The sequence below is a fragment of the Mesotoga prima MesG1.Ag.4.2 genome, from assembly GCF_000147715.2.
Lineage (GTDB): Bacteria > Thermotogota > Thermotogae > Petrotogales > Kosmotogaceae > Mesotoga > Mesotoga prima.
In genome coordinates this window covers 2,446,371-2,467,146 of sequence record NC_017934.1, presented here as the reverse complement: position 1 = coordinate 2,467,146, position 20,776 = coordinate 2,446,371, and the positions used below count along the sequence as shown (strand labels likewise).

The following is a 20,776-nucleotide window of genomic DNA, read 5'->3' as shown; positions in this document are numbered from 1 at the left end:
TGATGGCGACAGTTAAAATTGAAGATCAGAAGTTCAAGGTCGACGGGAAAGAGATTTCCATGTACAGCGGATCGGTTCATTACTGGCGTAGCAAACCGGAAGCCTGGAGCGGAATTCTTGATAAGGTGAAGGACATGGGCTTCAATGCAATTACCACTTACATTCCCTGGGAAATCCACGAATTGCAGAGAGGCGTTTTTGATTTCGGGGAGGTAGAACCCAGCAGAGACATAGACAGATTCTTGACGCTTTGCGAAGAAAAGGGTTTATATTTCGCAGTCAGGCCGGGCCCACAGATAAATTCGGAGCTTACCTGGTTCGGTTTCCCGGAGAGAATCCTCGAAGACCCAAAGCTACAGGCAAGAAACGCAAAGGGTGGGAAAGTTGTGTTGACACAAGTGCCAAGACCCATTCCGGCACTCGCTTATCATTCAGAGGAATTCCTCGCCGAAGTTGATCTATGGTATGATGCGATCTTCAGCATACTCGAGAAGCATCAACCACCGAAAGGGAATCTCGTCGCTGTGCAAGTAGACAACGAGATGGGATTCTTTTTCAATGTCAATCCATATTCAACAGATTACAGCGACTCTTCAAAGGCTCTTTACCGAAGTTTTTTGAAGGAGAAATACAACACGGTTTCCGAGCTTAACAAAATGTACTCTTCAAATTACAGTGGGTTTGACGAGATAGATCCCCCAGGCCGTTTTGAAGGGACAAGGAAGGAAGAGCTTCGTTATTACCTCGATTGGATAGAATACAGAGAATTCTACCTGATAACCAGCATGGAGAACTTAGGTAATCGAATGAAGTCAAGGGGGATTCACGTGCCTCTATTCCACAACTATCCACATCCTCTAGGTCCCGGTGGAGCAAAGGGAGCTCCTACTACTCCGTTCAATCTCCCTGCTCTCGAAGAAAAGCTTGGCTTTGTCGGCTTCGATATCTATTCAAGAAAGGAACTCTACGACCACGTCAAGACGATCGCATCTTATGTCTCTGGATGCAGCAGATTTCCATATATTCCAGAGTTCATTATGGGTGTCTGGCCGTGGTATATAAAGCCCGGAGACGTCACTGACGAGGTTTTCGTAACGAAAGAAGCGCTTATGCACGGGATAAAGGAATTCAACAGGTACATGCTAGTTGATAGAAACAAATGGCTCGGGTCCCCTATCAACAGAAAGGGAGTCGTAAAAGAAGACTCTTACGCCGCTCACAAGAAAGTCGGGACCAATCTTATGAAGATACGGTGGAACGACTTTGCCAAGTGTGATGACGTACTACTTGTGGTCAATAGAGATTACGACAGACTAGAAGCCGCAACTACTCTTCTTCCTGTAGTAGGAGATTTTCTAGAACCGGTCTTTGGATTCTCCGAATATCCAAGTTCAGTAATAGTCTCCGATGAAAATCTTGGATTCAGAAGACCAATACAGCAGCACAAGAGTACATGGTTCGATGCTTTCTACAGGGCATTGACAGAAGGTGGAGTAGTGTTCAGCTTGGGAGATACCGCTCAGTCAGTCGAAGCACTCAAGAAGCACAAGGTTTTGGTTATCTCTGCTTTCGACTACATAGGAAAGAAAACGGCCGACAAGTTGGCCGAGTACATCGAAACCGGCGGTACGGTAGTTCTGGGTCCGGAGGTTCCAAAGCTTGACGATACGTTCAGCTCAGAGTCTGCCCTAAGCAAGCTGGTGAGTTCCACAACAGGGAAGCCAGTGCTCAATAGCAACGGCATGGAAATCGGAAAGAAATTCGCATGTGGTAAAGGCTCCCTAATACAGATTTTCGAGCTGGAAAGTGTCAGTTCCGGTTTGATCGAGATCTTGGATTCCGTTAAGGTCTTCAGAATAGACAAAGGTAAATCCGTTGCAGACTTGGTTTTGTACAAGGGCAAGACAAGTGATGAGTACATTCTCTTTGTGGCAAATCCATCAGACAAGAAAATTGAAATTGACATTCCGTTGCCTAGCGTTTCCGAGAGCATTACAGACATCTGGGAAGAAAAGAAGGAACAGATCTCGGCTGGAAGATTAGTGACGGAAGTTTGCGCGCACGACATTAGGATCTTCAGCTGGAAGGCAATCAACGCTTAGACGGGAGGGATGATGAGTATGTTGGATAAAAATCCTTTGATGATTGATATCGATGTAAAGCAATGGGCAAATCTTCATCATGTAGTTCTAAAAGGCTTGAGAGAGAAGAGAAGAATCGTTGTGATACATGAGAATGGAAAGGTCCAAAACATCAGTCATTCTCATGAAGTGGAAGTTGTAAATCCAATCAGGAAGGTCACAGATCCTGAGATGGACGCAAAGAAACTCTTTGAGACAAATGAAAAGAATGTTGATCTGGTAATGGTTCTAGAGAGAAGCCACGTAGAGAACTACTACAATGAAGTCCAGAGTTCATGGAAAGTCGACGAGGATCTTGATGAGTACATGTACAGAATGTACAGCTTGCTGGACTGCTATTACCCTGGAATAGTGGCCTATCCCGGTCCTGCAAGTCGCCAATTCGGCCTGCAGTGGTTGCTACCCGGAAAGGTCGGGTATCTTCAGTTCAAATCAGTATTGGAAAGCTTTGCCGATAGAGGTACTGCAGTTGTGATTGCGGTTTTTGAGAATAAGACGGAACTCTGGACAAGTCTGGTTCTAGGGGTGGACGAAAAGGGCAAAGTCTCTCTAATAACCTCAGTCAAACAGGGCATAGTGAAGAAGGACTGGAGAGAAGAATACCAGGACATCAACAGATGGGTTGATGAGAACTACTGGAAGTCCGGACTGGCGATCTATATGGACAAGAAGGATTTCCTAGAGATTTCAAGCAGTAAGGCTCCCTCTTATCTGTTCAAAGGCCTTTGCGATAAAGGTTCCATCATTATTGATCCTTCAACTGAGTCACTGAAGGCTTTTATTGCAAAGTACAGATTGCACGAGCTTAGCTGAGAAACCCGGGTAATTATAATGTCAGCCCCCTCGAAGAAGAGAGGTGTTTAATTTGGATGACGTCGTACTTGAATGCAGGAATATTGTTAAACACTACGGAAACGTAGAAGCGTTAAACGGCGTCTCATTTGAGCTTAGAAAAAATGAGATATTGGGCCTCGTTGGAGACAACGGGGCCGGTAAGTCAACTCTGCTGAAGATAATTCGAGGAGCGGTTCAACCCACATCCGGTGAGATATTGATAAACGGAAAGAAAGTTGAATTCTCCAGTCCAATGGATGCAGCGGAAGAAGGAATACAGTGTGTTTATCAGGATCTCGCCCTGGTAGATCAGATGACAATTGTCGACAACTTCTTTCTTGGAAGGGAACTTCGTGAAAAGAAACTAGGATTCATTCCCGTGCTTAGAAAGAAGAAGATGGAAAACGAAACTGAACAGGCGCTGAAACAGATGGAATTCAGCATGGATGTTAACAAGAAAGTCTCTGATCTTTCTGGCGGTCAGAGACAGGCAATCGCGGTTGCCAGAGCGGTTTTCGCAGATCCCAAAATTGTCCTTCTCGATGAACCAACCTCTGCTCTCTCGGAAATCGCAAAGCATGAAGTCTTCAAACTCTTGAAGGGTCTTAAGGAAGAACATTCTCTCATCTTTGTCACTCATGATCTGAACAACACACTGCAACTATGCGACCGCATCATAATCTTGAAGCATGGAGTAATTGAGTATGAGGGCGAAGTGACGAAAGACCTCAGCCTCGAAGAGCTCCTTTCGATGATGTGATGAGAGGTGATTATCTTTTATGAATTATAAAAACTTGTTGAAGAGAAGTACGGCCAACATTGAGTTGTTTGTTCTTCTGCTTGCTGCGGTTGTTCTGATTGTTGTGTTCTCAATTCTTGAACCAAGATTCTTTTCGGTGAATAATTTCAGGATTCTGTTGGAGACGATGAGTATTCTTGGAATTCTTTCACTTGGCGTGAATTTTCTCCTGATAGCTGGTGAAATGGACATTTCATTCACGTCTGTTCTGGAGCTTTCTGCCGCTGTTGTTGCGATAAGCAGCACGGCACACATGAATACGTTCGTTTCAATTGCATTTGGTGTACTTGCTGCAACAGCTGTTGGGCTAATCAATGCATTCTTTGCCGTGAAGCTGAAGATACCATCCTTCCTTGTCACATTGGGCACTCAAGTGGCAATAGGCGGCTTAGTTATGATTCTTTGTGACTACAGAACGATCATAATCAGGGACAAGAGCTTCATTAACATGTTCTTTGGGAGACCGTTTGCGAACATTGCCTCAGCGGTCTACTGGATGATCGGAATAGCAATAGTCATCTGGTTTGTTCTGACAAGAACGAGATTCGGAAAATGGGTTTATGCAACTGGTGGAAATCCGAGTTCGGCACGCCTCATGGGCATTCCTACAGATAGAGTGAAGATCTCTCTCTTTGTTACCAGCGCAATTCTTGCTGGTATCGCCGGATTCATATTGGGTAGCAGAGCAACATCCGCTCGCCCTGCAATGGGGACTAGCTATCTGATGCCCGCCATTTCTGCGCCCATCCTGGCTGGAGCTGCACTTACCGGAGGGCAGGGGTCTGCCTTCAAAACATTGCTGGCAGCATTTGTCCTAACTATCATTACGAACGGAGTCACTTTGATTGGTTTGGAGCCGGCATACCGTGACATTTTTATGGGTGTAATTTTGATATCTGCTCTTTCAGTCAGATACCTGCAGAATATGAACCGTGACTAGCATCATTTAGGAATGAGGTGAAATATGGATTTTCTTGACACTATCGTCAGACGTAATCCCTCGCTCATACAAACGGCAGTCTCTATGCATCAAAGAAATGAACTACCTGCAAACTCTGTCGTTGTTGATCTCGATATGGTTGAAGAAAACGCGGTCAAAATTCTTGACGCTGCCGCTGGAAGAGGAATTCATCTGTACTTCATGACTAAGCAATTTGGAAGGAATCCGGAAATCTGTCGGACACTTAACAACGTGGGTATTGACAAGGCTGTTGCCGTGGATCTTGAAGATGGTATTTGTTTGCAGAAAAACGGGATCAGAGTGGGACACATAGGTCATCTTGTTCAAATTCCCAAAGCATCAATAAGATATGTGCTCTCTTCAATGGCCCCTGAAGTTATAACTGTGTTTTCCTATGAGAAGGCTTTACAGATTTCTGAAGTGGCAAAGGATCTGGGAATAGTTCAGAACTTGCTCATAAGAGTTGTGGGTAAGGGAGACTTCTTCTATCCATTTCAGTTCGGAGGTATAGAAGAAGAAGATCTACTCGAAACTGTCGGCAAAATCTGCGAGCTCCCGTCGGTAAAAGTTGTCGGAGTTGTAAGCTTTCCTTGCTTCAGATTTGACGTGAAAGCGAGAAAGACGATGCCCATGCCAAATCTGTTCACCCTAAAGCGCACAGCTGAAACTCTGGAGAAGGAATTAGGGTTAAGAATAACACAGATAAACGCGCCCGGAGACAGTTCGGCACAGATGATGGACCAGTTCAGAGAACTTGGTGTAACCCATGTAGAACCCGGAAATGCGTTCACTGGCACGACTCCATGGCACGCATTCGAGGATCTACCCGAGAAACCTGCCTGGCTTTATTTATCAGAGATTTCGCATGTTAATGGTGATAACGCTTACGCAATCGGAGGAGGTCTAATGAGCGGTGACTCACCAATGGGTATTTGGTCAACGCTCTATCATAATCACAGGCTTAATGCACTTTCGGGAAACAATTCTGATTCAATACTTCAGAGAAAGATCCTTGCCGAGAGGTCCGGCTATATTGATTACTACGGGACTCTGTATGGAAACAGAGAAGTCGAGTTCTCCGTGGGAGATTCCGTAATCTACGGTCTACGGAATCAGGTGTTTGTCTCCAGAGCAAATGTAGCAATCGTCAAAGGTATTCAGAGTCACAAGCCTGTTTTGCTTGGAATCTTCGACAGACTTGGGAACCCAATCGAGACAAGTTTCTTTGGGAGGTAAAAAGCACCAAACTATCTAATGGAGGTGTAAAGATGTTGAGAAAGAGCTTAGCAATTGTTTTGTTAGTAGCTTTCTTAATTGTTGCCGGGTCAGCAGCCCTAGCAGCAGAGAAGTTCAGAGAGGTCCCGCTAGAACTCATTCAATTGATGGAGAAGCAGTTCCATCAGGTCTGGACTCCGGCAGGTCCAAGTGGTGAAGAAGTAAGGGGAGCCGGAGACCTAGAGCTGACTGCAGAAGAAATCGAGAAAGCAAAGTCGCTCGATCTCGGTCAATATTACTTCATGGGTGCTAGCTTGGACATGACAGAGACCCTTAACAGATTTGGTATGAACAAGGTTCTGGCCTCTATAGGCAAACCCGAGATAAGCTTCATGGGATCCAACTCAATAGCTGATCAGATCGACCAGGTAACTACACTCGCAGGGAAGGCCGATGAGATTGGTTTCGTCGTTGCGCAGGCCTGGGAAGCAGTTACATTAGGGCCTTCGTTCGTCGAACTTGCCAAAGCAGGCGTTCCTCAGCTTCACAACTGGACAACCCCTGCAGGACTTGAGAACGAAGAGTACTATGTTGGTCTCGTTGATGCAGATGGTTATGGTCAGGGCGCCGCAGCGGCAGAAATCCTTGCTTACGCTATGGGTTACAAGGGAGAAGTCGGTCTTATCTACTTTGCTCTAGAACAGTGGACAAACGTTATGAGACTGAAGGGCGCGGAAGATACATTCGCAAAGTACCCTGATATCAAAGTAGTTGGCAAAGCAGGATTCACAGATCCGTCTCAGTCTTTTGATTTGGCTATTGGTCTACTTCAAAAGTATCCCGAAATCGATGCCATGTGGGGAACCTGGATGATGGGCGTTGCCACCGGCGCTGCGGAAGCAGTTCTTTCTCTCGGCAGACTCGGTGAGGTCGTTGTGGCAGCACCTGACTTGGGTGGAAAGGCTGGAGCTCAGTACATTGCTGACCCAGAGAATCCGATCATTGGAGCCGCAGAGGCTGACTGTATTGAAATGGGAGAGAATTCAGTCAACGCTGCCATCAAGTGGTATCTCGGCAATACCGACATCGCTCAGGGTTACTTCGTTAGCAGAGTGTACCCGGTAGTGAAGGCTAACCTGGTGGATGTGTACAACAAGACAAATCTCGAAGCAATAGGGGAGCTTCCTCAGGACGTTCTAGACCTGCTCGATTAATTGAAAACAGAAAACTAGTTAATGGGAGGGCATTGCCCTCCCTTAATTTTGCGCTTAATATGAGAATCAGCTCTCAAATTCTATTTCAGAAAGGACATGAGGCTGCATTATGAACTGTGCAGCACAAGGATGGCATTCGGTTCTGTATTGCCACTCTAGAGTGCGAAATTGCGATATAATAATTTATAGATGAACGTGTAAGTTGTGGTAACAAAAAGGCACTACCCATAATGGTTTCCACAGTTTTTGAGTTAGATTCAGTTAAATGAATCAGGAATTGACCACCCCGGTTTCTTCATAGTGGCGAAGCCTTCGCAAAACACCAGCGAAGTATTGTTAAATGAATCGACCGAGTTTGAGAGGTTGCACATGTTTTCACTCTTACTGGTAATTATCTACATTGCATTCATTAGTCTTGGCTTGCCAGATTCTCTGCTGGGCTCCGCATGGCCTGTTATGAAGGATTCATTCAACGTTCCATTATCGTTTGCGGGTATAGTCTCCATGATTATTTCAGGAGGTACGATTGCTGCCAGTCTCATGTCAGACCGCGTGACGCGAAAACTGGGAACGGGACTCGTCACTTCTATAAGCGTTGCAATGACTGCGATGGCTCTTCTTGGATTTTCCTTGTCGAGGTCTTTCGTGGTAATCTGCCTCTTCGCGGTGCCTTATGGCCTCGGTGCCGGAGCGATCGATGCGGCTCTCAACAATTATGTTGCCTTGCATTACGCTTCGAGACATATGAGCTGGCTTCATTCATTCTGGGGTGTTGGGGCCTCTATCAGTCCCTATATCATGAGCTTTTCCCTTGGAACAAAGCTTGGTTGGCGCGGAGGGTATGCAACGGTTTCGGTTATCCAGATTGTGTTGACGATAATTCTTTTTGCCACTTTGCAGAAATGGAAGAACGGGAAAATGGATTTTGGAGATTCTGGAAAAACCTCTTCGAAACCGCTTACCATTACTCAAGCAGTAAAGATCAAGGGTGTCCCTTCTGTATTGATTGCATTTTTCGGATACTGCGCCCTTGAAACAACTACGGGACTCTGGGCAAGTACTTATCTCGTCGAGTACCGAGGAGTGGATGTTGAGACCGAAGCGATCTTTTCATCGCTCTTCAATCCGGGAATTACTGTTGGCAGGTTCTTGAATGGTTTCATCGTCGACAGGTTCGGGGATAAAAGAGAGATTCGCTATGGGATCTCAACATTGACTGTGGGAGCTATTCTTGTGGGCATTCCCTTCAAGTCCGAGATCTTCGCCTTGGCGGGCTTGATTGTAATAGGACTGAGTTGCGCCAATCTGTCAGTAATTCACGCAACTCCATCGAATTTTGGAAGGGAGAACTTGCAGGCAATTATTGGAATTCAGAAAGTCAGCACTTATGTCGGCACAACTTTCATGCCCCCTCTGTTTGGCCTGATTGCAAACGGCGTGAACATTGGGCTGTATCCCATATATCTTGCGGTTCTTGCAGTCTTGATGCCGACCATAACCGAAACCCTTAACCTATCCATTGGGTAGTAATGAATGGCTTACGAGGTGTACAATGCTTGGAGCGATTACCGGAGATGTAGTTGGATCGAGATTTGAATTCAATAACCACCGTGACAAGAATTTCGAACTCTTCACAGAAGATTGCTTTGCAACAGATGACAGCATAATGACCCTAGCCGTCGCAAAGGCAATAATGGAGACCGAAAAAAGTATAAACAAATCGGGGATAAAGAGCAGGGCAGACAGCGATTATCTCTCGCTGCTGCGAATGCTGGCCATAAAATACATGCAGGAAATAGGCAGAGACTACCCGAACTGCGGTTACGGTGGAATGTTTGGCAGATGGGTCTTTAGCGATTGTCCAGAACCATATAACAGTTTTGGAAACGGAGCCGCCATGCGGATCAGTCCAGTCGGTTTCGTTGCAGAGTCAGAGGAAGAGGCTGTCAGCCTCTCCGGTGCGGTAACTTCTGTCACTCACAATCACAGGGAAGGGATCAAAGGTGCCGAAGCTACAGTCATGGCCATCTTCCTTGCGCGCCATGGCCTTTCGAAGAGAGAAATTCGAAGCAGGATATCCAAGGACTACTATCCCCTTAACTTCAAGATCGATGAAATAAGGGACACATATGAATTCAGTGAGACCTGCCAGGAAACCGTCCCTCAGGCTATTGAATGTTTCCTTGAATCAGTCTCCTTCGAAGATACAGTCCGGACTGCTGTATCTCTGGGCGGAGACAGCGACACCATTGCGGCAATAACCGGGGCCATAGCCCAGGCTTACTATGGCGTTCCTGACTGGATACGCCTCAAAACTCTTTCTTACCTGGACAGGAGACTTCGCTTCATCTACGACGAATGGGAGGCCTTTCTCGATAGATTGGGTATAGTCTTTTAGTTCTTCAGGCAGACACAAAGCCTTTCTATGTGATAATTTCACCTAACTCTTGCCCTGCCTCGAGGCTTTCCCCCTCACATAAGAGTTACAGCGAGTAACGGTATTTGCCACTTCATAAAGAATCTTCCAAAGCTTCGTCAATGAGTTTTTTGTATATATGTATTATCATAATAAAAACCACGATACCGTGGATTTAAGGTCAATAAACGGCTTCTCCTCCTTCTTAAGAACTCTATTTGACTTTGGAACCGTCTGTGAAAAACTCTATAATCATATTAATAGTCACAAACCTGTAAAGGAGGGGTGTTTATGAAAAGAGTTCTAGTAATTCTCATTGTTGTTTTCCTAGTGACATCGACTGTGATGTTCGCAGCGGATATCAAGAGAGGGGGTACGCTCAGGATTACCTCGATGAAACAGGGGATTCTGATAGAGAACTTCAATCCCTTCTCGCCGAATTCCAATGAAATGGCGATTGGAGGTTTTTACGAAACTCTCATTTACTTCAACCCGATGACGGGAAAGATCATGAACTGGCTGGCAGAGAGCTATGAGTGGTCTGACGATCTCCTGGAGTTGACCTTCAATCTGAGAGAAGGTGTTGAATGGAATGACGGAACACCTTTTACCGAGAAGGATGTACTATTCACCGTAAACCTTGGAAAGAACAACAAGGCACTCGACGTCGCGAGCCTGTGGTCGACAGGCGTTGTTGGAGTCCGATCAGACAAACCGATGACCGTTACTTTCACCTTTTCCGATGTCAACACGACCATCATTCAGAGATTCTCCAGCGTCTTCATTGTCCCCGAACACATCTGGTCGAAAGTCGATGACCCTCTGACCTGGATAGGTGAGGGAATTCCTGTGGGCACCGGACCATTCGTTCTCAAGGAAGGCTCGTTCAGCGAGCAGTCCTTCAGCGTGGTAAGAAATCCGAATTACTGGCAGATAGGGGAAGACGGAAAGCCTCTTCCCTATATCGACGAAGTCTTGACACTCACAACTACAAACGAGCAGGTCCCTCTCAGACTTGCCAGAGGCGAGTTCGACTGGGCAGGCTACTTCGTTGCGAACATAGACGAGGTCTTTGTAAAGGCCGATCCAGAGCACTTCAAGTACTGGCTGCCTGAGGGAAACCTGGTATTTCTAAACCTCAACAACCTCAAGTGGCCCTTCGACAACTACAACATGAGAGCGGCGATTGCGGCCGCGATCGATCCAGTCGAGATAACCAGAATAATGGCTAGCGGCGCCGTTCCCGCTTCTCTGGCCGGCGTCAAGGCGAGTTATCTAAGGCTTGCCGAGAAGGGTTTAAACGAATACGGAATTGAATACGACCCCGATTATGCAAGATACCTTATCGAGAAGGAAGGTTATAAGCTGAACAGGAACGGAATCTACGAGAAGGACGGTAAGTCGCTATCGTTGAATCTGTACGTGCCAACGGGATGGACCGACTGGATAATGGGTGCCGAGGAAGTATCCAGGCAGCTGAAGGAGATCGGAATAGAGGCCATCGTCACTTTGGCAGCGTGGCCTTCTCCCTACAAAGACATGATGTACAACGGCAACTACGAGATGCTGTTCGGCATAGCCGTGACAGGAACCAGCCCATACTACCAGTTCGACAACTGGGTTCATTCCAAACACTGGGCGCCGATCGGCGAAAATGCCGGGAACTACTACGGGATGAGATATAAGAACGAGAGAATCGACGAACTCCTGGATAGCTACAAGAGGCTTACCGATCCCGAAGCCCAGGACGCCGTAATGGAAGAGGTATTGACAATCTTCTTGAGAGATCTTCCATCCGTTCCCATGTTCTTTAATCCCGTATGGTTCGAGTACAGTACAAGGAACTTTGTCGGCTGGCCCAACGCCGAAAATCCGTACGCGGAACCGAGACCGACCGGAATGGACAAGATGCCCATTCTGCTTTCTATACATCTGCGTTAATCAACTGATATTTCCCGCAGGCTTAACTGCCTGCGGGTTTTGTTAAAAACCACGAGAGGGGGTAAGAAAGGCTTTCTTTCTGCATGGAAAGAGCTCTTTCTGAACAGCATTGGCTTATTTCGCTAGAAAGATCGGTTTACTGCTATTCGCTTTGTTCGTGGCAGTCACTCTGAATTTCTTCATACCGAGAATGATGCCCGGTGATCCCGCACAGGATTTGATGGACAAGATGCAGGGCATTCCCCTTGAATCGCTCGAAGCTATAAAGGCCGCCTTCGGTGTAGATTCGACCGATCCTCTCCTGCTCCAGTACGGAAAGTACCTGCTGAACCTTATCAAAGGTGATCTTGGAATCTCTATTTCAAGATTCCCGACACCTGTCGGACGGGTTCTCCAGGTTGCCGTTCCCTGGACCGTTGGTCTCATGGGTACGGCAACGATTATCAGCTTTTTTCTTGGCACGATAATTGGAATAGGCGTTGCATGGAAACGCAATACGAAGTTGGCTTCTTTCACCGTGGGGCTCTTTATTTTCGTACGTTCCTTTCCATATTTCTGGCTTGGTTTATTGCTGATCTACTTTCTAGCTTTCAGAATTCCCATCTTTCCTCTCGGAAATGCCTATACTCCGCAACTGGAAAGAGGCACTCTTGAGTTTTTCCTTTCGGTCGTCAAGCATGCGATTCTTCCAGCATTGACCATAGTCATCTCTTCGATGGGAGCATGGATTCTGACCATGAGAAACAATATGATAAACGTTCTTGCGGAGGACTACATAACAGTCGCCGAGGCAAAGGGACTTCCTCTGAGAAGAATCAAGACTCTGTACGCAGCGAAAAACGCTATACTCCCTTCGATCACGGGCTTTGCAATGTCTCTTGGCTTCGTTGTAGGAGGGGGCCTACTCACTGAAATGGTCTTTTCTTACCCGGGAGTTGGTCTGATGTTGTATCAGGCCGTTCAAAGCAAAGACTATCCCCTTATGCAGGCCATTTTTCTCTTCATTTCGGTGGCTGTTTTAGTTGCGAACTTCATTGCAGATATCGCGGTCCTCATACTAGACCCGCGCGTCAGGGACGGTGGCAAGTGATGTTCAGAGATGTCTTTTCGCTTTTCATCGAAAATCGTAAGGCACTGATCGGTCTGATAATCCTGGCTTTCTTCTCTATCGTAGCGATATTTGCACCGCTGATCGCGCCTTACGATCCAAAGACAAACAAGGTTGAAGTTCTGAGCATAGTCGAAGAGGAAATTGGAAGAACAAAGACGGTCGAGAGGGAGGAGATCGACGAATTTACCGAAAAAAGAGTATACACGCAGTCTATAACAACTACCTACGAAAAAGTCACCACAAAACTTCCGCTTAACGCCAAACCTTCCCGAAACCACTTGCTGGGAACGACACGGGCAGGACAGGACCTCTTCTCCCAAATGGTCTATGGAACAAGAATCACACTTGCAGTCGGGCTCATTACCGGACTTTTCACAACGCTCCTAGCCCTTACCCTGGCTCTCGTGGCAGGGTATTTCGGCGGCATAGTGGATGATATAATCTCCCTTTTCACGAACGTATTCCTTGTTATCCCGAGCCTGCCTTTGATGATAGTGATCGCCGCTTACATAACCGTGAAGGGAGTCATCCCCATAGTCCTGATTCTGGGGCTCACCAGCTGGCCTTGGCCTACGAGGATACTTCGTTCCCAGGTTGTGAGCCTCAAGAACCGTGATTTCGTGAGAGTATCCAGGATTCTTGGCGAAAGACCCCTGTACATAGTCTTCAGGGAAATACTCCCGAACATGATCTCGCTAGTTATGGCCTCTTTCTTCACATCCACTATGGCGGCAATCATGGGTGAAGCGACTCTAGAGTTCCTGGGGTTGGGCAACGTATCGGTGGTAAGCTGGGGAACGATTCTATACTGGGCTCAGAACAGCGGGGCGCTCTTATCCGGCGCGTGGTGGTGGTTCCTCCCTCCCGGTATCTGCATAGCCTTGATCGGTACTTCCTTCGCCCTTATGAACTTTGCCATAGACGAGATCTCCAATCCGAAATTGAGGAAGAGATGATTTGATGAATAGACAAAAGAGCGAACAGCTACTCCAGTGCAGAAATCTTGTGGCCGGCTACAGGATCAAAAGCGGTTTTGTTCATGCCGTTGACGATGTCTCTTTCGATCTCGAGCGGGGAGGTTTTCTCGGTATCGCGGGTGAGTCTGGGTGTGGAAAGTCTACTCTTGCCTTCGCAATTATGAGGCTTCTGAAGGACAATGCCACGATTGAAAACGGCAGTTTGTTCTTCAAGGGAACCGACCTCGTTGGACTTAGGGAAGAGGAGATGAAGAAGATCCGCTGGGTCGATATCTCGATGGCCTTTCAGTCGGCGATGAATGCCCTAAACCCCGTTCTTTCAATCGGAGAGCAGCTCACAGATGTCATCCATGCCCACGGTGAAGTTAGACAGAGCGAAGCGCGTGACAGAGCAATAGAGGCTCTAAAGCTCGTAGATATTCCTCGTGACAGGTTCAATTCCTATCCTCATCAGCTTTCGGGAGGAATGAAGCAAAGGGTGATGATAGCGATGGCCTTGATCCTCAATCCCGACCTGATAATAATGGACGAACCCACAACGGCACTGGATGTAGTTGTACAAAGGACCATAATCGAAAAGATACAGGAGCTGAGAAAGTCCCTGGGATTCTCTGTGATATTCATAACGCATGATCTCTCTTTGCTTGTGGAAATCAGCGACACTCTCGCAATAATGTACGCAGGCAAGATAGTGGAGTACGGCAACTCCGATGAGTTGTTCAACATGCCGCTCCACCCCTACACAATAGGACTCATGAACTCCTTTCCATCCCTCACTGGCAAGATCACCAGAATGGGCGGGATAGAGGGAAAACCGCCCGACCTTCTAAATCCGCCTGAAGGTTGCAGGTTCCATCCACGCTGCCCTCATGCAATGGACATTTGCGAAAAGTCCTGCCCGGCTCTTCAAAAAGTGGACCCTCGGCACAGTGTAGCGTGTTTCCTGCACAAAGGAGCTGAAAACCTGTGAGCGGCGACATTCTGGTCCTCGAGGGAGTAAGAAAACACTTCCCCGTGAACTCACTGAGGAGACACGGCAAATTTGTTCACGCAATGGACGACATATCGTTCTCTCTGAGAAGCGGCGAAGTCCTGGCGATTGTCGGAGAGTCCGGCAGTGGAAAGACCACGACGGCTAACGTGATATCACGTATATACAGACAAACAGAGGGGAGCGTAGTCTTCGAAGGCAGAGAGCTGAGCGGCAAAATGACTCGCACAGAAGAACTAAAGTACCACAAGAGAGTTCAGATGATCTTTCAGGATCCATTCGGGGCGCTGAACCCGACGCGCACAATAGGTAGAATCATGGAACGGCCCTTCGTTATTCACAGGATTGCCGAAGACAGGAAGGCGGTCAGTGAAAAGGTCGACAGCACATTGACACAGGTAGGCCTTGAACCCCCCGATCAGTTCAAGAGGAAGTTCCCCCACGAGCTCTCCGGTGGACAGAGGCAGAGGGTCAACATTGCCCGTGCCTTTGCCGTCGAACCGGACCTTATACTGGCCGACGAGCCGACCTCAATGCTGGATGTGTCAAACAGGATGAGCATAATGAATATGATGCTAAGTCTCAAAGAAAGCCATGGAGTTTCATTCATATACATCACTCACGATTTGGCAGGCGCCAGATACATGAGCGACAGGATAATCGTCATGTATGCGGGAATGATCATGGAAATCGGTCCGGCAGAAGAGATAATTACGAACTCTTTCCACCCTTACACAAAGCTTCTTAAATCGGCGGCACCGGCCCCAGAAACGGGTCTAAAACGAAAACCGCTCATTACGGGAGGAGATATACCCTCTCTGATCGATCCGCCGAACGGCTGTCGCTTCCACCCACGATGCCCCTTCGCCAAAGAGGTTTGTTCACTCGAGATACCCCCTATGAAGAAGATCGGAGATGACCACTACGCTCGATGCGTTCTTTAACTTCATAGACGCCTGATCGGGATTTGTAGCCACATTTCAACCAATCCTTCTCGAGAAAAACGGTGTTGCAAATCCGAAAAGCCTTTATATGAAGTTGTGGTTCTGCTCTCGTGCTTGTTCACACCTTAGTTTTGTGGAGGCGCTCTCTGAAATGAAAAAGAATGCAGGAGTTCTGTACGATCGAGATGTTGTTTCCGCCTGTGTGCAGATAATTGAATCGGGATTCACTTTCGAATCGAACTGAGTTGACCTTCCGAAGGCGGAGCAGCTTCAAGCCACTGTCCAAAACGAGACTTGCCGTTCTGCATCTAGCAGGCCCTTACCAGCAGAATCACAATTAAGCTTTCTAGGTGAGTCCTTGTTCTTGAGTTGTATCAGAGGAGAGTCTGTCGCCCTCGTGATATGTCACTGCATCAAGACGGCGCAATCCGTAAGTGGATCGGGATTCTCTTGATTAGGGACTTTCTTCCAAAAAATCAGATCACCATCTGTACGATCTGATAAATCCACGCATCATCATTAGTTCAAGAATACAGGCTTTTCATTTCGCCTAAGCGTTCTTTCCGTCCATCATTTGAATAAACAACCTGGCGATATTCGGGTCGAATTGCTTTCCGGCGTCTTCTCTTATCACCTTTAACGCAGCTTCCCTCTTTTCTTCTAACGTGCCCTCCACCCTGTTCATTACGCGATCGTAGGCTCCCGCTATGGATATTATCCGTGATATCAGAGGTATTTGCTCACCCTTAAGACCTCTCGGATAGCCGCTTCCATCCCACCTTTCGTGATGGCTGTAAGTGTACTCGGCAATGTCTAAGGTTTCGTCGAAGAGATTCAAAATTCGATAACCAACAATGGAGTGTTGCTTTATCTTCTCTCTTTCTTCCTCTGTCAAAGCCGTGTAAGTATCCTTAGAAAGGATGCTTTCGTCGAGTACGATCTTACCTATGTCATGCAAATATCCGGCTCTTTTCAGGACGTTTATCTGCGACTGAGAGAGCTTCATGGCAGAGCCGATCTCCCCACACAATTCGCTTACGGCAATAGAGTGCTGTTTTTCCATAGGATACTTTGTGTGAAGAGTATCGATAATCGAGTCAATTAACTGCCTGTTCAAAGATTTTCGGTGTATCGTCTTGTCTTTGTACATGAAGCTCTCAGCGTTGGCCATTATTTCATTCAGTGACTGATCGGCTCGGGTCTTAGTATCAAAGCCAAGTGAAATGCTGCATTTAACTGCTTGGACACGGGCATCGGAGAAGCCTTCTTTGATTCTTGAAGCAATACTTTCAGTTTCCTTTTCGCTCGTTCCCGGAAGAATAACGACAAACTCATCGCCACCCACACGTGCTATTAGATCTCTCTCTCTGCACGATTCTAAAAGGATTCTGGCTGACTCTTTTATTAACTCGTCTCCCGCCGCATGGCCGAAGACATCATTTGTCATCTTCAAGCCGTTAATGTCTGCAACGATTACGGATATGGGAAGGTTCTCTTCAACATCGACTGCTTTCTGAATCTGAGCCAAACTGCTTCTGTTGAGAAGGCCGGTTAGAACATCGTGAGAGCTAAGGTATTTGATTTCCTCCTCTCTTTTTTTGCGCTCGGTGATGTCCGAAAAAGTGATTACACCGCCAACGACTTCTCCGTTTCTCATTTGAGGATAGGAACGATACTCGACATCGAAAGACGAGCCGTCGGCCTTCCAGAAGACCTCGTCATCCGTCTGGAACCCTCTCCCATGTTTGATAGACCTGACAATCTTACATTCTTCAATCGGGAACGTCGTTCCATCTCGCCGACTGTGGTGAATCAACCGATGAACGTTCTTTCCGAGAATATCTTCTGGACCACTGAATCCCAACAGCTTTACGGAGCTCGCATTGCAGAATGTGCAGTCACCATTCAGATCTATACCATATATCCCTTCTGCCGTGGAGTCAAGCAGAAGCTGTAGCTCATTCTTGCTTTCTTTCAATTCCTCATTTGCCCTCTGCAGTTGCCTGGTTCTTTCTATCACACTCTCTTCAAGGTTATTGATCAAGAACTGTAGTTTGTCTGCAACTCTGTTCAGGCTTTCAGAAATCATCCCGATTTCATCACTTCTTACAACCTCTACTCGTTTAGACAGATCACCTTTAGACAAGGCAGTTGAAACCTCAATCAGATTGTCTAGAGGCTTCATCAATTTTCTCGCTAAAATATGGTATATGATTAGTAAGAGCACTAAGGCAACCACAACGATAATCACGGTCAGATGGATACTGTCTATCACGTCCTTCATATAGAAGGCCTCAGGAATTGCGGACATCACAACCCATGTAGCATTGAGTATTTCGATCTCCCGCATGTTAATGAACAGCTTTTCCTCTTCACCTCTGTAGAATAAAGGTGATTCCCGGTTTGTAGTGGACTGAATGAAAGCCTTCTCAATATCGGGAAAGCCGATATCGTCAACGGTTCGCTGGCTGAAAGAGCCATCTGGAAGGACTGTGAAGTTATCAACACCCATAGAGTTCGCTATTAGAGAGCCCGTTTCCTTGTCGGCAACTATTGCGTAGCCTGAGTAGTCTCGAACAGCATCTGCAAGGAATCTACCAATGTCAGAAAGAAGCATATGTGTCCCCATTACGCCTTGAAGACTTCCACTGGCATCATAAACTGGCAACGAGAGGGAGACTGTAAGGTCATCCATCACGAAGTGCTTGTATAAAGGACATAGCGCCGGCCCTCCAGATTCCTCGGCGGCCTTATACCAGGCGCGTGTACGTGGGTCGAACTTACCGGCTTGAACGACCCTCTCCCCTGCGGTCAGATCCTCATTAACCGAGTAGTACCATGAGTTGCCCCCCGTAGAGGCGTCATTTCGCATTATTTCAATGACTCCCTTTTCATTTCTGCGGGCTCCGTAATACTCCCCGTTTGCCGTACCGTAACTAAAGCTATATATATGAGGGCTTTGAGCGCTTAACACTCCCACAAAGAACTTCTCTCTGAGCTCTTCATTTGACAAATCGAGAATTCCATATTCGATAACCTTATGGTTGACTTCGTTCACATTTTGAGGTATATGCATAAACGAGGAGACTTGATTGTAGATGTTTTCCCCAACGTTTTCGACTATTCTTTCAGCCGCTTTTTCAGCCGAGGATAACCATCTCGAAATGATCAAGTATCCTATAACGACTGTCGAAAAGAGCATCGTAGACACGGACACGATAGTAATGATACTCTTTATTGAAATGTTCTTCTTTCTCAACCTCATATGCCTCACCTTGATAATTGTAATTGTCGATTAAGTCTATATGATAACCGAAATCATTTAAGCTCCTTTTCACAGAATCAACTAACCATTCTTACTACCTAAGCTAACCCCAAGAGTATTCGCTTCATTGTACAGGTATCACAAAAGGCCAAAACCCTAAACTCCTACGAATTGCACACAGGATGTCCTCTCTTGAACAAACACGATGGTCTTACGATTCAAACTCATGACGAAATAATTGCCAGTGATTACTATGCCTTCAATAATCGTCGATTCTACACGTGAGACAGCACACCCGGACACACTCAAAAACAATTATTACATATAATAGCAATCCTTCGTCATATTACGCATCAAATTGAGTCATGCAACTTCATGCCATAGCAATATCACAACTCGTAATTGAGTCATCCAAAGGGAGAAACAAGATCCTTAACCTCGGATTCTGCATGATGCTAGCTGGAGAATAGCTTCATCTCTCTTCAACAAAACCGGGATTGTGAGTCGAGAATTGCTGACCGCTGTAATTCGATCCGGGTCAAACATGACAGCTGTTCCTTGTTGTGAAATCGATGGGAATGGGATATTCGGTACTTAGCAAACTCGTATTTCCGTCGAAGAAATTATCTTTTGCTATAGCTTTCGAGAAATTCGATAGTTATATTTCCATCTTTCGGTCTAGCGACGAGATAGCTCTGTACCTTATCGCAGCCGCAACTCAAAAGAAACTGCCTCTGCTTTTCATTTTCCGCGCCTTCGCCCGTAGCAAAATGTCCAGACTTGGGCGCCATAGAAATTATGTCGGTTGTTATGGCCTCTTCCGCTTCTGCATTGGTTTGTCGACAAAGAGAACTCATCGGTCTTCGGCATACTGAGATCAAGAATCACTATATATCTCGATGCTCATCGATCTGCTACATCGTTCTATTGTGTTAGACGCTGTAAGGATATCATATCCTTTCAACATCCTCTCGATAATCATTAGGTCTGAAGCCGAATCGTCAACTATAGGATTTTTGTAGCCATTTCAATCCCCCCTTAATAAATGACACCCTTTTCTCAATCTTCGAGCCGACCAATCTCCTCTAGAAGCTTTCTGAGCAAGAGAGTGAACCTCTTCTCAAGAGCCGGTATCTCCTCTCCCCTTTCACCCGCCACAGTCTTTTGAAACGCTACAAATACTTCATAAAGCTCTTTTGCACCAATACTGTCGAAAGTGTTCTTTACCTTGTAAACATTCCCGACCGCAAGCGAGAGCCTTTCTTCTCTCATAGCTAGATTTACTTCAAAAGAAGAACATAGATTTCACTCTTGCATTACTGAGGAGCGTTCTTCTTTTCCTTTTGCATGAAATACCTTCTTCCAACAAACCAAAACAAAAAAATGGTCCCGGAGGGACAAGCTCCGAGACCTAGTTGGATGTAATAGTGAGGTGTTACGAGGTGAATCCGTGCTTTCAGGATTACGTGAACCTGAATACATTGGGCGCTCAACTATCTTAATGATCGAGCACCACAAATCTATTATGAACCAGACTCACTCGATAATCCAAGTCTTTTCTCAACTCCCTCTAGGAAACTCCCAGTCGGTCCAATTATAAACCCGCTGTACTAATGATCCTGATCTTAAATCCTTCATTAGGAAGGAGGGCGACGTAGTGGCGGGGGGTGTAGGTCTTTGTATACGAGAAAAGCCGATGCTCTGAAATAGTCCGATGTGAGTAGTTGTCGATGTTAGTTCTTGGTCTCTGGTAGGAGCATACATATGGATTACAGATTAATAACGTGAAGTAGTGAATATATCGTTCAATTGCGAACAGGCCAGTCTATTCTAAACGTTATTCAAAGAGCACACACCCCACCGCAAGCGGTCCCCCCCGCTCAAGCGGGGATTTAAGATCAGTAACGAACCTAATTTTCAGTCATGACGGAATTCTTGCCAAGAACGAACAACCCGGACGCGTAGCG

Annotated in this window: 15 protein-coding genes; 13 read left to right on the top strand and 2 right to left on the bottom strand. The window is 46.4% G+C overall.

Annotated elements, in window-relative coordinates:
* Positions 1 to 2: 2 nt before the first annotated feature.
* From THEBA_RS11410 to THEBA_RS11350, 13 genes are all read left to right on the top strand, one after another.
* The gene (locus THEBA_RS11410) at positions 3 to 2,102 is read left to right on the top strand and encodes an alpha-amylase family protein (protein ID WP_014731676.1); all 2,100 of its coding nucleotides are present in this window, start codon (positions 3 to 5) and stop codon (positions 2,100 to 2,102) included.
* A gap of 18 nt (positions 2,103 to 2,120) precedes the next feature.
* Entirely contained in the window at positions 2,121 to 2,954 is an 834-nt protein-coding gene (locus tag THEBA_RS11405) for a hypothetical protein (RefSeq protein WP_014731675.1), read from the top strand.
* Between the two features lie 52 nt (positions 2,955 to 3,006).
* The gene (locus tag THEBA_RS11400) at positions 3,007 to 3,735 is read left to right on the top strand and encodes an ATP-binding cassette domain-containing protein (RefSeq protein ID WP_014731674.1); all 729 of its coding nucleotides are present in this window, start codon (positions 3,007 to 3,009) and stop codon (positions 3,733 to 3,735) included.
* A gap of 19 nt (positions 3,736 to 3,754) precedes the next feature.
* Positions 3,755 to 4,714: an ABC transporter permease gene (locus THEBA_RS11395; RefSeq protein WP_014731673.1), complete on the top strand. Its 960-nt coding sequence runs from the start codon at positions 3,755 to 3,757 to the stop codon at positions 4,712 to 4,714.
* 24 nt (positions 4,715 to 4,738) lie between these two features.
* Entirely contained in the window at positions 4,739 to 5,971 is a 1,233-nt protein-coding gene (locus tag THEBA_RS11390) for an alanine racemase (protein WP_014731672.1), read from the top strand.
* 32 nt (positions 5,972 to 6,003) lie between these two features.
* Complete coding sequence (locus tag THEBA_RS11385; protein ID WP_014731671.1) at positions 6,004 to 7,164, top strand: substrate-binding domain-containing protein; 1,161 nt, start codon at positions 6,004 to 6,006, stop codon at positions 7,162 to 7,164.
* A 369-nt stretch (positions 7,165 to 7,533) separates the two neighbouring features.
* Positions 7,534 to 8,691 carry an MFS transporter gene (locus THEBA_RS11380; protein ID WP_014731670.1) on the top strand — a complete coding sequence of 386 codons (1,158 nt, stop codon included), beginning with the start codon at positions 7,534 to 7,536 and terminating at the stop codon, positions 8,689 to 8,691.
* A gap of 25 nt (positions 8,692 to 8,716) precedes the next feature.
* Complete coding sequence (locus tag THEBA_RS11375) at positions 8,717 to 9,562, top strand: ADP-ribosylglycohydrolase family protein (protein ID WP_014731669.1); 846 nt, start codon at positions 8,717 to 8,719, stop codon at positions 9,560 to 9,562.
* 309 nt (positions 9,563 to 9,871) lie between these two features.
* Positions 9,872 to 11,521: an ABC transporter substrate-binding protein gene (locus tag THEBA_RS11370; protein WP_006487576.1), complete on the top strand. Its 1,650-nt coding sequence runs from the start codon at positions 9,872 to 9,874 to the stop codon at positions 11,519 to 11,521.
* 109 nt (positions 11,522 to 11,630) lie between these two features.
* Positions 11,631 to 12,611 (top strand): ABC transporter permease, encoded by a 981-nt coding sequence (locus THEBA_RS11365; RefSeq protein ID WP_006487577.1) that lies wholly within the window; start codon positions 11,631 to 11,633, stop codon positions 12,609 to 12,611.
* Positions 12,611 to 13,588, top strand: a complete 978-nt coding sequence (locus tag THEBA_RS11360) for an ABC transporter permease (RefSeq protein WP_006487578.1) — start codon at positions 12,611 to 12,613, stop codon at positions 13,586 to 13,588. Before THEBA_RS11365 ends, THEBA_RS11360 begins: the two co-directional genes overlap by 1 nt.
* Position 13,589: 1 nt before the next feature.
* Positions 13,590 to 14,579 carry an ABC transporter ATP-binding protein gene (locus tag THEBA_RS11355; RefSeq protein ID WP_014731668.1) on the top strand — a complete coding sequence of 330 codons (990 nt, stop codon included), beginning with the start codon at positions 13,590 to 13,592 and terminating at the stop codon, positions 14,577 to 14,579.
* Positions 14,576 to 15,544 carry an ABC transporter ATP-binding protein gene (locus tag THEBA_RS11350; RefSeq protein WP_006487582.1) on the top strand — a complete coding sequence of 323 codons (969 nt, stop codon included), beginning with the start codon at positions 14,576 to 14,578 and terminating at the stop codon, positions 15,542 to 15,544. Before THEBA_RS11355 ends, THEBA_RS11350 begins: the two co-directional genes overlap by 4 nt.
* Positions 15,545 to 16,094: 550 nt before the next feature.
* Here THEBA_RS11350 and THEBA_RS11345 read toward each other — a convergent pair.
* On the bottom strand, positions 16,095 to 18,809 hold the full coding sequence (locus tag THEBA_RS11345) for an HD domain-containing phosphohydrolase (RefSeq protein ID WP_041928254.1): 2,715 nt from the start codon (positions 18,807 to 18,809) through the stop codon (positions 16,095 to 16,097).
* A 1,059-nt stretch (positions 18,810 to 19,868) separates the two neighbouring features.
* The gene (locus THEBA_RS11340) at positions 19,869 to 20,081 is read right to left on the bottom strand and encodes a hypothetical protein (protein WP_014731665.1); all 213 of its coding nucleotides are present in this window, start codon (positions 20,079 to 20,081) and stop codon (positions 19,869 to 19,871) included.
* Positions 20,082 to 20,776: the final 695 nt, after the last annotated feature.

Bases quoted from the DNA above. Each gene is read 5' to 3' on its own strand.
- THEBA_RS11410 (WP_014731676.1), top strand. From the start codon at position 3: ATGGCGACAGTTAAAATTGAAGATCAGAAGTTCAAGGTCGACGGGAAA.
- THEBA_RS11405 (WP_014731675.1), top strand. From the start codon at position 2,121: ATGTTGGATAAAAATCCTTTGATGATTGATATCGATGTAAAGCAATGG.
- THEBA_RS11395 (WP_014731673.1), top strand. From the start codon at position 3,755: ATGAATTATAAAAACTTGTTGAAGAGAAGTACGGCCAACATTGAGTTG.
- THEBA_RS11390 (WP_014731672.1), top strand. From the start codon at position 4,739: ATGGATTTTCTTGACACTATCGTCAGACGTAATCCCTCGCTCATACAA.
- THEBA_RS11385 (WP_014731671.1), top strand. From the start codon at position 6,004: ATGTTGAGAAAGAGCTTAGCAATTGTTTTGTTAGTAGCTTTCTTAATT.
- THEBA_RS11380 (WP_014731670.1), top strand. From the start codon at position 7,534: ATGTTTTCACTCTTACTGGTAATTATCTACATTGCATTCATTAGTCTT.
- THEBA_RS11375 (WP_014731669.1), top strand. From the start codon at position 8,717: ATGCTTGGAGCGATTACCGGAGATGTAGTTGGATCGAGATTTGAATTC.
- THEBA_RS11370 (WP_006487576.1), top strand. From the start codon at position 9,872: ATGAAAAGAGTTCTAGTAATTCTCATTGTTGTTTTCCTAGTGACATCG.
- THEBA_RS11360 (WP_006487578.1), top strand. From the start codon at position 12,611: ATGTTCAGAGATGTCTTTTCGCTTTTCATCGAAAATCGTAAGGCACTG.
- THEBA_RS11345 (WP_041928254.1), bottom strand. From the start codon at position 18,809: ATGAGGTTGAGAAAGAAGAACATTTCAATAAAGAGTATCATTACTATC.
- THEBA_RS11340 (WP_014731665.1), bottom strand. From the start codon at position 20,081: ATGAGAGAAGAAAGGCTCTCGCTTGCGGTCGGGAATGTTTACAAGGTA.